The organism is Curtobacterium sp. ODYSSEY 48 V2 (assembly GCF_023712625.1).
GTDB lineage: Bacteria > Actinomycetota > Actinomycetes > Actinomycetales > Microbacteriaceae > Curtobacterium.
The window spans coordinates 501,938-515,330 of record NZ_JAMAXX010000001.1 but is presented as its reverse complement, the minus strand read 5'-3'; the positions used below and the strand labels follow the sequence as shown (position 1 = coordinate 515,330).

The 13,393-nt window shown below is 69.1% G+C and carries 11 protein-coding genes and 2 tRNA genes; 10 read left to right on the top strand and 3 right to left on the bottom strand.

Annotated elements, in window-relative coordinates:
- Positions 1 to 15 precede the first annotated feature (15 nt).
- The 7 genes from recF (at position 16) to M3666_RS02490 (ending at position 7,290) form a co-directional block, all read left to right on the top strand.
- A complete protein-coding gene (recF, locus tag M3666_RS02520; protein ID WP_251154394.1) occupies positions 16 to 1,194 on the top strand; it encodes a DNA replication/repair protein RecF in 1,179 nt (392 codons plus the stop codon).
- Positions 1,194 to 1,694, top strand: a complete 501-nt coding sequence (locus M3666_RS02515; RefSeq protein ID WP_066651128.1) for a DUF721 domain-containing protein — start codon at positions 1,194 to 1,196, stop codon at positions 1,692 to 1,694. The genes recF and M3666_RS02515 overlap by 1 nt, the downstream gene beginning before the upstream one ends.
- Positions 1,695 to 1,827: 133 nt before the next feature.
- Positions 1,828 to 3,837, top strand: coding sequence for a DNA topoisomerase (ATP-hydrolyzing) subunit B (gene gyrB, locus M3666_RS02510; RefSeq protein ID WP_245172033.1), 2,010 nt, complete (start codon positions 1,828 to 1,830; stop codon positions 3,835 to 3,837).
- 131 nt (positions 3,838 to 3,968) lie between these two features.
- Positions 3,969 to 6,632: a DNA gyrase subunit A gene (gyrA, locus tag M3666_RS02505; RefSeq protein ID WP_066651131.1), complete on the top strand. Its 2,664-nt coding sequence runs from the start codon at positions 3,969 to 3,971 to the stop codon at positions 6,630 to 6,632.
- Complete coding sequence (locus M3666_RS02500; RefSeq protein WP_066651132.1) at positions 6,625 to 7,032, top strand: DUF3566 domain-containing protein; 408 nt, start codon at positions 6,625 to 6,627, stop codon at positions 7,030 to 7,032. The genes gyrA and M3666_RS02500 overlap by 8 nt, the downstream gene beginning before the upstream one ends.
- Positions 7,033 to 7,108: 76 nt before the next feature.
- Positions 7,109 to 7,185: transfer RNA gene (locus M3666_RS02495), tRNA-Ile, on the top strand.
- Between the two features lie 32 nt (positions 7,186 to 7,217).
- Positions 7,218 to 7,290 (top strand) — tRNA-Ala (locus tag M3666_RS02490).
- A 616-nt stretch (positions 7,291 to 7,906) separates the two neighbouring features.
- On the opposite strand, the gene M3666_RS02485 is transcribed toward M3666_RS02490, so the two are convergent.
- On the bottom strand, positions 7,907 to 8,482 hold the full coding sequence (locus tag M3666_RS02485; protein ID WP_066651134.1) for a hypothetical protein: 576 nt from the start codon (positions 8,480 to 8,482) through the stop codon (positions 7,907 to 7,909).
- A 116-nt stretch (positions 8,483 to 8,598) separates the two neighbouring features.
- Between M3666_RS02485 and M3666_RS02480 the strand changes: the two genes are divergently transcribed.
- Positions 8,599 to 9,138 carry a peptidylprolyl isomerase gene (locus tag M3666_RS02480; protein WP_066651135.1) on the top strand — a complete coding sequence of 180 codons (540 nt, stop codon included), beginning with the start codon at positions 8,599 to 8,601 and terminating at the stop codon, positions 9,136 to 9,138.
- 5 nt (positions 9,139 to 9,143) lie between these two features.
- Complete coding sequence (locus M3666_RS02475) at positions 9,144 to 10,010, top strand: rhomboid family intramembrane serine protease (protein WP_066651137.1); 867 nt, start codon at positions 9,144 to 9,146, stop codon at positions 10,008 to 10,010.
- 404 nt (positions 10,011 to 10,414) lie between these two features.
- Here M3666_RS02475 and M3666_RS02470 read toward each other — a convergent pair whose 3' ends face one another.
- Positions 10,415 to 10,669, bottom strand: a complete 255-nt coding sequence (locus tag M3666_RS02470; protein WP_251154393.1) for a cell division protein CrgA — start codon at positions 10,667 to 10,669, stop codon at positions 10,415 to 10,417.
- A gap of 82 nt (positions 10,670 to 10,751) precedes the next feature.
- Here M3666_RS02470 and M3666_RS02465 point away from each other — a divergent pair, with 82 nt between their 5' ends.
- Positions 10,752 to 11,396, top strand: a complete 645-nt coding sequence (locus M3666_RS02465) for an aminodeoxychorismate/anthranilate synthase component II (RefSeq protein WP_066651138.1) — start codon at positions 10,752 to 10,754, stop codon at positions 11,394 to 11,396.
- Between the two features lie 124 nt (positions 11,397 to 11,520).
- Here M3666_RS02465 and pknB read toward each other — a convergent pair whose 3' ends face one another.
- Positions 11,521 to 13,353 (bottom strand): Stk1 family PASTA domain-containing Ser/Thr kinase, encoded by a 1,833-nt coding sequence (pknB, locus tag M3666_RS02460; RefSeq protein ID WP_308301814.1) that lies wholly within the window; start codon positions 13,351 to 13,353, stop codon positions 11,521 to 11,523.
- Positions 13,354 to 13,393 lie beyond the last annotated feature (40 nt).

Below are 13,393 nucleotides of genomic sequence, written 5' to 3'. Positions count from 1 at the left end.
CTCGTCCCGGCCCGCGTGCACGTCGACCACCTGCAACTCACCGACTTCCGGAACTACCGGGAGGCGGACGTCGACCTCGCACGCGGGCCGAACCTGTTCGTCGGGCGGAACGGACAGGGCAAGACCAACCTGGTCGAGGCGATCGGCTACCTCTCGACCCTCGGGTCGCACCGGGTCCCGACCGACGCCGCCCTCGTCCGTCAGGGCTGCGACGCCGCGATCGTGCGCGCTCGACTGGCGCACGAGGACCGCAGCATCCTGGCCGAGGTGCAGATCAACCGCACCGGGTCGAACCGCGCGCAGGTCAACCGGGCCGCGATCAAGCCCCGCGAACTGCCGCGGTACTGCACCAGCGTGCTCTTCGCCCCCGAGGACCTGGCCCTCGTCCGCGGTGAGCCCTCGGGCCGTCGGCGCATGCTCGACGAGCTGCTCGGCCAGATCGCACCCCGGATGCAGGGCGTGCTCGCCGACTACGACCGGACGCTCAAGCAGCGGAACACCCTGCTGAAGTCGGCACGGGCGAGCGGTGCGCGGTCCGGCTCCCTCGCGACGCTGGACGTCTGGGACGACCGGCTCGTCGCGTTCGGTTCCGAGATCATCGCGGCCCGCGACCACCTCACCCGTCGGCTCGCGCCGTTCGTCACGGAGGCCTACGCCACCGTCGCGGGCGAACGGCACGAGGCGACCATCTCGGGTGTGCTCAGCGTGCGCGGCGGTGACCCCGAGGACGCTGCCGCGACCGACCCGGTGCTCGGGACGCCGGACGAACCGGTGTCCGTCGCCGCTGCGGCCGAGGCCTTCCGTGGTGCGCTCGAGCGTCGGCGTCGGGACGAACTCGACCGCGGACTGACCCTCGTCGGACCGCACCGCGACGACGTGCTCTTCCAGCTGAACGGGTTACCTGCGCGCGGGTACGCCAGTCACGGCGAGTCGTGGTCGTTCGCCCTCGCGATCAAGCTCGCCGGCGCCGCGGTGCTCCGGGCGGAGTCGACGCTCGGCGACCCGATCATCATCCTCGACGACGTGTTCGCCGAGCTCGACGAGTCACGGCGTGAACGGTTGGCGGGGGCGGTCGCCGACTACGAGCAGGTGCTCATCACCGCCGCGGTGCTCGGGGACGTGCCCGACCAGCTCGCCGCCCACACCGTTCGGATCGAGGCGGGCACGATCGTGACGGACGAGGCTCGCGCCTGATGCCCAAGCCGTGGAAGCCCTCCGAGCCCTCGCGGGTGTACCGGCACCTGCGCGCCGTGTTCGGCGACCCGTCCCTCCGCACCGTCGACGCCCGACGTCGCCGGTCCCGCGAGCTCGACGCCGACACGGTCCCGTACGGCAAGGGTCGCGAACCCCGGGGGCTCGGCGACGTGGTCGGCGCGCTGGCCCAGGAACTCGGGTGGTCGGAGCCGTTGGCGCGCTCGGAGCTCTTCGTCGACTGGCCCGCCGTGGTGGGCGACGAACTCGCGAAGCACTCGCGCCCGATGACGATCGACGACGGCACGCTCGTCATCCGCTGCGACTCGACGGCGTGGGCGACGCAGCTCCGTCTGATGCGCGCGACCGTGACGACGACGATCGCCGAGCGGCACCCGGGAGCGGGCGTGCAGTCGATCCGGGTTTCCGGCCCGGACGTCCCCACCTGGAAACGCGGTCCCAGGACCGTCCAGGGGCGTGGTCCTCGCGACACCTACGGTTGACGCGACGAAATCGTCCTCGGGGATGAAGAACACCCGTCCAGCGGGCGGATGAGCCCCGTGGAGAGGGGCTCCTGCGGTAGACTGGCGAGTGCAGTGTGCGGGCGTTCCGCGCGCAGGCAGGAGCAATCCCGACATGGCATCAGAATCTGACGACGACCGGACGATCCCGCAGGACGAGACCGAGCAGGCTCCACCGACGGAACCATCGTACGGCGCAGACCAGATTCAGGTGCTGGAGGGGCTCGAGGCGGTCCGCAAGCGCCCGGGCATGTACATCGGCTCGACGGGTCCGCGCGGTCTCCACCACCTGGTGCAGGAGATCGTCGACAACTCCGTCGACGAAGCACTGGCCGGCTACTGCGACACGATCGACGTCACCATCCGCGAGGACGGCGGCGTCCGCGTGGTCGACAACGGCCGTGGCATCCCGGTCGACACCCACGCGGCCGAGGGCGTCTCGACGCTCCAGGTCGTCCTCACCGTCCTGCACGCCGGCGGCAAGTTCGGTGGCGGCGGGTACGCGGTGTCCGGTGGTCTGCACGGCGTGGGCTCCTCCGTCGTGAACGCCCTGAGCTCCGAGCTCGACGTCGAGGTCCGCCGCCAGGGCCACGTCTGGCGCCAGAGCTACACCGACGGCGTCCCGGTCGCCCCCGTCTCGAAGGACGAGGAGACCGACGTGACCGGCACCACGATCACGTTCTGGCCGAACGCCGACATCTTCGAGACCGTCGAGTTCGACTACGAGACGCTGCGCACGCGCTTCCAGCAGATGGCCTTCCTCAACAAGGGCCTCCGCATCAACCTCACCGACGAGCGCACCCCGGACGAGGGCGAGGAGTCGCGCCGTGACTCCTTCCGCTACGAGCGCGGGCTGCCCGACTACGTCGAGTACCTCAACGCGCAGAAGAAGGCGGACCTCGTCCACCCCGACGTCATCGCGATCGAGGCCGAGGACACCGAGCGCAAGATCGCGCTCGAGATCGCCATGCAGTGGAACACCTCCTACCAGGAGAGCGTCCACACCTTCGCGAACACGATCAACACGCACGAGGGCGGCACCCACGAAGAGGGCTTCCGTGCGGCCCTGACGAGCCTGGTCAACCGGTACGCCCGCGAGACCAAGATCATCAAGGAGAAGGACGACAACCTCACGGGTGACGACATCCGCGAAGGGCTGACCGCCGTCATCTCCGTGAAGCTCGGCGAGCCGCAGTTCGAGGGCCAGACGAAGACCAAGCTCGGCAACACCGAGGCGAAGTCGTTCGTGCAGCGCGTCGTCGGCACCGAGCTCACCCACTGGTTCGAGAGCAACCCGTCCCAGGCGCGCGACGTCGTGCGGAAGGCGATCCAGGCGTCGCAAGCCCGGCTCGCCGCCCGCAAGGCCCGCGAGACCACCCGGCGCAAGGGGCTGCTCGAGTCGGGCGGCATGCCCGGCAAGCTCAAGGACTGCCAGTCGAAGGACCCGACGCTGTCGGAGATCTTCATGGTCGAGGGCGACTCCGCCGGTGGTTCCGCCGTGCAGGGTCGCAACCCCATGACCCAGGCGATCCTGCCGCTGCGCGGCAAGATCCTCAACGTCGAGAAGGCCCGCCTCGACCGCGCCCTGGCCAACCAGGAGATCCAGTCGATGATCACGGCGTTCGGCGCCGGCATCGGCGAGGACTTCGACCCGGACAAGGCCCGGTACCACAAGATCGTGCTGATGGCCGATGCCGACGTGGACGGTCAGCACATCACGACGCTGCTGCTCACGCTGCTCTTCCGCTACATGCGTCCGCTCATCGAGCGCGGGTACGTGTACCTCGCACAGCCGCCGCTGTACCGCCTGAAGTGGTCGAACGCGGCACACGAGTACGTGTTCAGCGACCGGGAGCGCGACGCCCTGATGCAGGCGGGCATCGCCGCCGGCAAGCGCATCCCGAAGGACAACGGGATCCAGCGCTACAAGGGTCTGGGCGAGATGGACTACAAGGAGCTCTGGGACACCACGATGAACCCGGACACCCGCACGCTCCTGCAGGTCACGCTCGAGGACGCCGCCGCGGTCGACAGCGTCTTCGCGACGCTGATGGGTGAGGACGTCGAGTCGCGACGCCAGTTCATCCAGCAGAACGCCAAGGACGTCCGCTTCCTCGACATCTAGTACCGGCCTGGAGGCGCGGTGCCAGCCGCGTCGACCAGTCCCGACCCCCTGTGGTCGCGCCCGGCGCGACCGACGGAACCAGTGCCTCCCGGCCGACGACCGGAGGGCCACCAGAAAGGTGACCAAGCCACATGGCTGACGACAACGAGAACGGCGCCGACGAGCAGCCCGAGATCGTGCACGGCGAGGTAGGCGACATCGTGGTCTCCGGCGACCGCATCTCGCAGGTCGACCTGCAGCTCGAGATGCAGCGGTCGTACCTCGACTACGCGATGTCCGTCATCGTCGGACGTGCGCTGCCGGAGGTCCGTGACGGCCTGAAGCCGGTCCACCGCCGCGTCATCTACGCGATGTTCGACGGCGGCTACCGGCCGGACCGGGCGTTCTCGAAGTGCTCCCGCGTCGTCGGCGACGTCATGGGCCAGTTCCACCCGCACGGCGACAGCGCGATCTACGACGCGCTCGTCCGCCTCGTGCAGCCGTGGTCGCTCCGGTACCCGCTCGCGCTCGGCCAGGGCAACTTCGGGTCCCCGGGCAACGACGGCGCCGCGGCCCCGCGGTACACCGAAACCAAGATGGCACCGCTCGCCATGGAGATGGTCCGGGACATCGACGAGGACACCGTCGACTTCCAGGACAACTACGACGGCCGCACGCAGGAGCCGTCGATCCTGCCGGCGCGCTTCCCGAACCTGCTGGTCAACGGGTCGGTCGGCATCGCGGTCGGCATGGCCACGAACATCCCCCCGCACAACCTGCGCGAGGTCGCCGAGGGCGCCCAGTGGGCGCTCGCACACCCGGACGCGACGCGCGAGGAGCTCCTCGGCGCGCTCATGCAGCGGATCAAGGGCCCGGACTTCCCGACCGGCGCGCAGATCCTCGGCACGAAGGGCATCCAGGACGCCTACCGCACCGGTCGTGGCTCGATCACGATGCGCGCGGTCGTCAACGTCGAGGAGATCCAGGGCCGCACGTGCCTGGTCGTCACCGAGCTGCCGTACCAGGTGAACCCGGACAACCTGGCGATCCGCATCGCCGAGGGCGTGAAGGACGGCAAGCTCGCCGGCATCGCGGACATCCGCGACGAGACCTCCGGCCGCACCGGTCAGCGCCTGGTCATCGTGCTGAAGCGCGACGCGGTGGCGAAGGTCGTGCTCAACAACCTGTACAAGCACACGCAGCTGCAGGAGAACTTCGGCGCGAACATGCTCGCCATCGTCGACGGGGTGCCGCGCACGCTGTCGCTCGACGGCTTCATCTCGGCGTGGGTCGACCACCAGATCGACGTCATCGTCCGCCGTACCCAGTACCGGCTCCGCGAGGCCGAGAAGCGCGCGCACATCCTGCGCGGCTACCTCGCGGCGCTCGACGCCCTCGACGAGGTCATCGCGCTCATCCGTCGGTCGCCCGACGTCGAGGAGGCGCGGACCGGCCTGATGGACCTGCTGTCCGTCGACGAGATCCAGGCACGCGCGATCCTCGAGCTGCAGCTCCGCCGCCTGGCCGCCCTCGAGCGCCAGAAGATCCACGACGAGGCCGAGGAACTCGAGCGCAAGATCGCCGACTTCCAGGACATCCTGGCGTCGGAGACCCGGCAGCGCACGATCATCGGCGACGAGCTCGCCGAGATCGTCGACCGCTTCGGGGACGACCGTCGCAGCGAGATCATGCTCGGCTACGACGGTGACATGTCCATCGAGGACCTCATCCCGGAAGAGGAGATGGTCGTCACCATCACCCGCGGCGGGTACGTCAAGCGCACGCGGAGCGACAACTACCGGTCGCAGCACCGCGGCGGTCGCGGCGTCAAGGGTGCGCAGCTCCGCGCGGACGACATCGTCGAGCACTTCTTCGTCACGACGACCCACCACTGGCTGCTCTTCCTCACCGACCAGGGTCGCGTGTACCGCGCCAAGGCGTACGAGCTGCAGGAGGCGAGCCGTGACGCCAAGGGGCAGCACGTCGCCAACCTGCTCGCCATGCAGCCCGACGAGCAGATCCAGCAGGTGCTCGACATCCGCGACTACGAGGCGGCGCAGTACCTCGTGCTCGCGACAGAGCAGGGTCTGGTCAAGAAGACCGCGCTGACCGAGTACGACACCAACCGCACCGGCGGCATCATCGCGATCAACCTCCGCGAGGGCGACAAGCTCCGCCAGGCACTGCTCGTCGACGAGACCGACGACCTGCTGCTCGTGTCGAAGCACGGCATGTCGCTCCGCTTCACGGCGACCAACGACACCCTCCGTCCGATGGGCCGGTCGACCTCCGGCGTGAAGGGCATGTCCTTCCGCGGCGACGACGCACTGCTCGCCGCACGTGTGGTGTCGGACGACGGCTACGTGTGGGTGATGACCGAGGGCGGCTACGCCAAGCGCACCTCGGTCGACCAGTACCGGGTGCAGGGCCGCGGTGGTCTCGGCATCAAGGTGGCCAAGCTGGCCGCCGATCGGGGCGACCTCGTGGGGGCGCTCATCGTCGGCGAGGACGACGAGGTGCTCGTCGTGCTGCAATCGGGCAAGGTGGTAAGGTCTGCCGTGTCCGAGGTGCCCGCCAAGGGTCGCGACACGATGGGTGTGGTCTTCGCGAGGTTCGCGGAGAACGACCGGATCATCGCGGTGGCCCGGAACAGCGAGCGGAACCTGGATGACCAGGACGACGCCGACCCCGAGATCGAGCCTGCGGGCCCGGTGGAGACGGTGAGCCCTGACGAAGCGGCCCCCGAACCCGCCGACCCCGCCGACACCGAGCCTGTCGAGGACGAGGCCGGAGAGGACCAGTCGAACAATGAGTAGTGTCGCCGAGAAGCTCCAGAAGAAGGCGAAACGTCCCAGCGGTACCCGGCAGGTCCGCCTGCGTCTGGTGTACCTCGACTTCTGGTCGATGGTGAAGCTGAGCTTCCTCATCGCGCTCGCCGGTTCGATCGTGATCATCGTCGCGACCGCGCTGGTCTGGGTCATCCTCAACCAGACCGGTGTGTTCACCCAGATCGACGCCCTGCTCAAGGACGTCACCGGGCAGAACAGCTACTCGATCATGGACCAGTTCTCGCTCGGGCAGGTCCTCGGGTTCTCGGTCGTGGTGGGCATCCTCAACGTGGTCGTCGGCACCGTGCTCGGCGCGATCGTGAGCGTCCTCTACAACCTCAGTGTGCGGATCACGGGCGGCCTGCTCGTGGGCTTCACGAACAACTGACACACCCGGGCCGGACGGCAGTCGCCCCTCGATTTCGTTCTCCGAGATCGGTACGGTAGGCTTTCTTCTGGTCTGAGGGGCTATAGCTCAGGCGGTTAGAGCGCTTCGCTGATAACGAAGAGGTCCAAGGTTCAAGTCCTTGTAGCCCCACCACTTCCCACCGGGACCAGTACGCTGGTCCTCACGGGGCCTTAGCTCAGTTGGTAGAGCGCCTGCTTTGCAAGCAGGATGTCGGGAGTTCGATTCTCCCAGGCTCCACTCGAGAAGCCCCTGCTCGCGACTTCGTCGCTTCGCAGGGGCTTCGTTCTGTGCTGGCCTGCGCCTCCGGCGCGCCGCTCCGCGATGGTCGCCTTCTTCCGGGCGTTGCCGCTGCGGGGTGGTCGTCTCGGTCGTCTTCGGGCGTGAGGTGTCGCCGCTGCGGGCGTTCGGCCCGGCGCTGGCGCACGACATGCCGTCTGTGGTGCTTCGACGCGGCATGTCGTGGCACCTGGGCGAGCGACGGCGGCATGTTGCGCGACGGCGCAACAGCGGCTGACGGGATGAGGGCGTGCCTCCAGTCTGTGGCTGGGGCTGGGGCTGAGGCCGGGCCTGTGCCTGAGGCTGGGGCCGGTGCTGTGCCTGAGCCTGAGGCTGGGGCTGTCGAGCGGGCAGGACGTGCCGCGTGCGGGGCGTCGACAGGGTTCTTCTCGTCGAGTCTCAGCGGTGAGCGGGCCGTATGTCGCCCGTTCGGGGCTCGGGGCTCGGGGCTCGGGGCTCGGGGCTCGGGGCAGGTGGCACGGGGCCGGGGCCGGGGCAGGTTCTGCGGCGTGCGGGACGGCCGGGGACGACGAAGGGCCCCGGCGCGGTGCCGGGGCCCTTCGTACGAACCGGGAGGTCAGGCGGCGGGCTTCTCCGCCGTGTCGGCGTCGTCGGCGACCCACAGGTCGTCGTCGGCGCGGAGCGTCTGGTAGGCGGCGTACGCGGCGCCGGCAACGGCGACCACACCGACGACGATGAGGGCGACCCCACCGAACCCGAGGCCCTTCTTCTGCTGCCCCGGCGTGTACTTCGCCGCGGCCTTCTTCGCCTTCTTGCCCTTCTTCTGGGCGTCCTTCACGATCTTCTTGACGCGCGGGTCCTTCGCGAGGTCCTTCACGCTCATCACCGAACCAGCGGTCGCCACGAGGCCGGGGACGACCTCGGTCTGGAAGCGGTGCGACGCGCTGTGCGCGGCCGAGGTCGCTGCGTGCACGCCCGTCGCGACGGCGGGACGGATCCCGTTGTCGATCGCGTTCTGCACGCGGGGGGCGATGTCCTTGCGGGCTGCGTCAGCAGCGTGCGAGCGGGCCTCGGCGAGGATCGCGTTCGCGTGCTCGAGGACCTTGCGCTGCTCGCCGAGGAGCGAGGCCGTCTTGCCCTTGAGCTTCTTGATCTGCTTCCGACGCTTGCGCGGGATCTCGATCGTCGTCATCTGGTACCTCCATCGGATCGGCGTGACCCCATCCTGCCACCGAGCACCCTGACAGGTCACGGATCGTCGGCTGTGTGATCCGTGTCACCGTCAGGAGTGCATGCGAGAATCGACACATGTCTCTGCACACCGCTGTCGCAACGATCCACACGAACAAGGGCGACATCCGCGTCAACCTGTTCGGCAACCACGCCCCGAAGACCGTCAAGAACTTCGTCGACCTCGCGACCGGCAAGCAGGAGTGGACGCACCCCGGCACGGGCAAGGTCTCGACCGACAAGCTCTACGACGGTGTCGTCTTCCACCGCATCATCAAGGACTTCATGATCCAGGGCGGCGACCCGCTCGGTCAGGGCATCGGTGGTCCGGGCTACCGCTTCGACGACGAGATCCACCCGGAGCTCACCTTCCAGGAGCCGTACATCTTCGCGATGGCGAACGCCGGCATCCAGGGCGGGCGGGGCACGAACGGCTCGCAGTTCTTCATCACGACCGTGGCGACCCCCTGGCTGCAGGGCAAGCACACCATCTTCGGTGAGGTCGCCGACGACGAGTCGCGCGCGGTCGTCGACGCGATCGAGGGCGTCCCGACGGACGGTCGCGACAAGCCCGTCGAGGACGTCGTCATCGAGAGCATCGACGTCGAGGACGTCTGAACCCGGTGACCGACCAGGCCCCGGGGCGGGACAACTACTGCTACCGGCACCCGGACCGGCAGAGCTTCATCCTGTGCCAGCGGTGCGGGCGGACGATCTGCACCGAGTGCCAGACGCCGGCGGCCGTCGGCGTGCACTGCCCGGAGTGCGTACGTGAACAGCGCGCGCAGTTCCAGGCGAACCGTCGTGCCTCCGGGGCCCCGGGCGGCCTGACCGTCGCCCGTCGTCGGTTCGCGATGATGGACCAGAAGGCGACCACGGTGATCATCGCCGTGTCGGTCGTGATCTGGCTGCTGAACCTGCTGTCCGGCAACGTCGTCAACCAGTGGCTCAGCTACTGGACGCCGTTGGTCGGGACACAGCCGTGGCGCCTCGTCACGGGGCTGTTCGTCCACTCGTCGATCTTCCACATCGGGTTCAACATGCTCGCGGTGTTCATCTTCGGGCGGATCCTCGAGAACCTCCTCGGCACGTGGCGCTTCGTCGCGCTGTACTTCCTGGCGGGCCTCGGCGGTGACCTCGCGGTGTCCCTGCTGACCCCCGGTACGCCGGTGGTCGGTGCCTCGGGTGCGATCTTCGGGCTGTTCGCGGCGTTCTTCGTGATCCAGCGCAGCCTCGGCTACAACGCCGTCCAGCTGCTCGTCATCATGGGGCTCAACCTCGTCGTCGGCTTCCTGCCCGGGACCAACATCTCGTGGCAGGCCCACGTCGGTGGCATCGTGCTCGGGTTCGTCACGGGCTTCGTCTTCTCGAAGACCCGGAACGTCCGGCAGCGTGGCCTGCAGGTCGGGCTCCTCGTCGCCGAAGCGGTCCTGCTCGTGGCCGGGATCGGCGCCGCGTACATCAGCATCGGTGGCTACGCGATCGGCTGACGAGTCCGCCGCCGCTCAGGACGCCTCGTCCCACCACAGTGTGGGGCGGGGCGTTCTGCCTCTCTGGAGGCCGCTTTCCACAGCCGTCCGGTGAGTTCTCCACAGTTGGGGACAACTCGGTGAGTTACACGGGTGTGATTATCCCCACTGTGGACGGGCCTGTGGACAACTCGGGGGCCATGGTGTGGATGGTCGTGTGGAAAGTGTGGACAACTGTGGAGAACGTGGTCCCGGGTGTGGACGGATGCGTCGGGGTGGTGTCGGGCTTGTGGACAGCGAGCAGGAACCCGGGCCGAGACGGGACGGGCCGGGACAGGACGGGCCGGGAGGGGACGGGCCGGGGCGAACGACGACGCCCGCCGTACCGGGCGGTACGACGGGCGTCGGGAGATGCTGGGCGGCGGTCAGCGCCACCGCGTGGTCATGAGGAACCCGATGAACATGATCCCGAAGCCGATCAGGATGTTCCACGACCCGAGCGACGGTACGGGCAGGGTCGTGTTCGAGATGTAGAAGACGATGACCCAGGCCAGCCCGATGAGCATGAAGCCGAACATGACCGGCTTGAACCACATGGGGTTGGGCTGGTCGCCCGCCGTGTCGACCGAGTCGGCTCGGGTCCTCCGGGCGGGCTTGGTGCGGTCCTTGTCCTTGGCCATGGCCGGTATCCTACCGTGACCACGTCTGTGGGAAGACCCTCAGCAGCCCGCGCACATCCCCCACGAGTACGGTGATCCGACCATGACCAAGATCCTCGTCGTCGACAACTACGACAGCTTCGTCTACACGCTCAACGGCTACCTGCAGCAGCTCGGCGCGGACACCGACGTCGTCCGGAACGACGCGTTCCCCGAGGACGAGATCGCCGAGCGCATCGCCGACTACGACGGTGTGCTGCTCTCGCCCGGGCCGGGCACCCCCGCGGACGCCGGTGTCTCGATCCCCACCGTGCGTGCGGCCGTCGACGCCGAGACCCCGCTGCTCGGCGTGTGCCTCGGGCACCAGGCGATCGCTGAAGCCATGGGCGCCACGGTGACCCACGCCGAGGAACTCATGCACGGGAAGACCTCACAGGTCGACCACGACGACAGCGTGCTCTTCGCCGGTGTCCCGCACCCGTTCACCGCCACGCGGTACCACTCGCTCGCGATCGTCGACGGGACGGTGCCCGACGAGCTCACCGTCACGGCGCGGACCGCAGGTGGGGTGATCATGGGCGTGCAGCACCGTGACCACCCGGTGTACGGCGTGCAGTTCCACCCGGAGTCCGTCCTCACCGAGGGCGGGTACCGGATGGTCGGCAACTGGCTCGAGACCACCGGTCTGACCGGTGCTGCCGAGCGGGCCGCAGCGCTCAACCCGCTGATCGCCGAACACCGGTCCTGACGCCGGAGCGGTACGACCGCCGCCGCGTCCGGTGACCACCGGCGCAGGCGACGTCCGCGGGGATGCTGCCGCGTGCCTCCAGGCCGACGGACGGACGCCCGCCGCAGCCGACGTGACGGACGGACTACTGTCCGGCGCCGCCGCCCTGGACGGTCCCGCTGCCGCCGCCACCGTCGCTGCCGCTGTCGTCGCCACCCCGGTCGGGGACGGACGGCGCCTGCGACGGCCGCTGTGCCGAGGCTGCGCAGTACGTCAGCGTGATGGTGCTGCCCTGCGCGACGTCGCCCTGCGGCACGCTCTGCTGCACCACGGTGCTGCCCGTGCACGTGTACGTCGGGGACGCCACGACCTTCAGCCCGAGGTTCGCGAGTGCCTCGTTGGCGGCGCTGATCGGCTGCTGCGTGACGTCCGGCATCTGCACCTTGCCGTTGGAGACCGTCAGGTTGACGACGGAACCCTTCGTCAGCTGCGTGCTGCTGCCCGGGTCGCTGCTCATCACGGTGCCCTCGGGCACGTCGCTCGAGTAGTCGCTGTTGATCGCTCCGACCGCGAACCCGGCGTCCTTCAGGGCTTGTTCCGCCGCGTCCTGCGTCTGGTTGGCGACGTCCGGGACGGCGACCTGCTCCGGTCCCAGGGAGACGACGACGCGGATGCTCTGCTTGCGGGCGACGTTCGTGCCCTCCCCGGGCTCGGTGCGGATGACCGTGTCCTTGGCGACGTCGTCGGAGTTCTCGCCGACCTCGACGGCACTGAGGTCCCGCTTCTCGAGTTCGGTCCGCGCCGAGTCCCACGTGGCGCCGACGACGTTCGGTACGGACACCGACGACGACACCGGTGCCTTGCCGGGCTGCAGGTTCGCGACGAAGAACACCACGCCCGCGATGACGGCGGCGGTGAGGATGATGCCGAGCCAGATCCAGGCGACCGGAGGGCGGTTCTGCGTGCGCTGGGGTCGGTGGTCAGCGGCGTCGTCGTCGAGCTCGCGGAACGCCACGGCAGGGTTCGAGGTCGTGCGGGGGTTCACGCCGAAGAGCATCGTGGACGCGTCGTGTGCCGCGTTCTGCTGGAGCGTTCGCGTGGACACCGGGACCTTGCCGGCGGCGGCCTGCTGCAGGTCGGTCCGGAAGTCCGCGGCGGTCTGGAACCGACGGGTGCGGTCCTTCACCAGGGCGTGCAGCGTCACCGCGTCGAGCGCCGGGGACACCTCGGGCACGAGCGTGGAGGGCGCGACCGGCTGCTCGCTCACGTGCTGGTAGGCCACGGCCACCGGGGAGTCGCCGACGAAGGGCGGGCGGCCGGTGAGCAGCTCGAAGAGCAGCACGCCGGTCGAGTACAGGTCGGTCCGGGCGTCGACGGTCTCACCGCGGGCCTGCTCCGGCGAGAAGTACGAGGCCGTCCCGAGGATCGAGGTCGTCTGCGCGACCGTCGCGGACGTGTCGGTGATGGCACGGGCGATGCCGAAGTCCATCACCTTGACCTGGCCGCTGTGCGTCACCATGACGTTCGCGGGCTTGATGTCGCGGTGCACCACGCCGGCGCGGTGCGAGTACTCGAGGGCGGTGAGGATCCCCTCGGTGATGCGGACCGCCTCGGCCGGGTCGAGCGGGCCGTCGTCGAGCACGTCGGAGAGTGCGCGACCGTCGACGCGCTCCATGACGATGTAGGGCACCTGGACCTGGGCGCCGGAGGGCTCGGTGACCGTCTCCTCGCCCGCGTCGTAGACGCGCACGATCGTCGGGTGCGCCATGCGGGCCGCCGCCTGGGCCTCCTGCCGGAAGCGGATCCGGAAGGTCGGGTCCGTGGCGAGGCTCGGCTTGAGGAGCTTCACCGCCACCTTGCGACCGAGTCGCGTGTCGGTGCCCACGTGCACCGTCGCCATGCCCCCACGACCGATGACGTCACCGATCTCGTAGCGGTCGGCGAGGAGCGTGATCCCCGCGGTCACACCTTCTGGCACGTACTCCTCCGAATGTTCGTCCGGGCAAGTGTACGGCAGG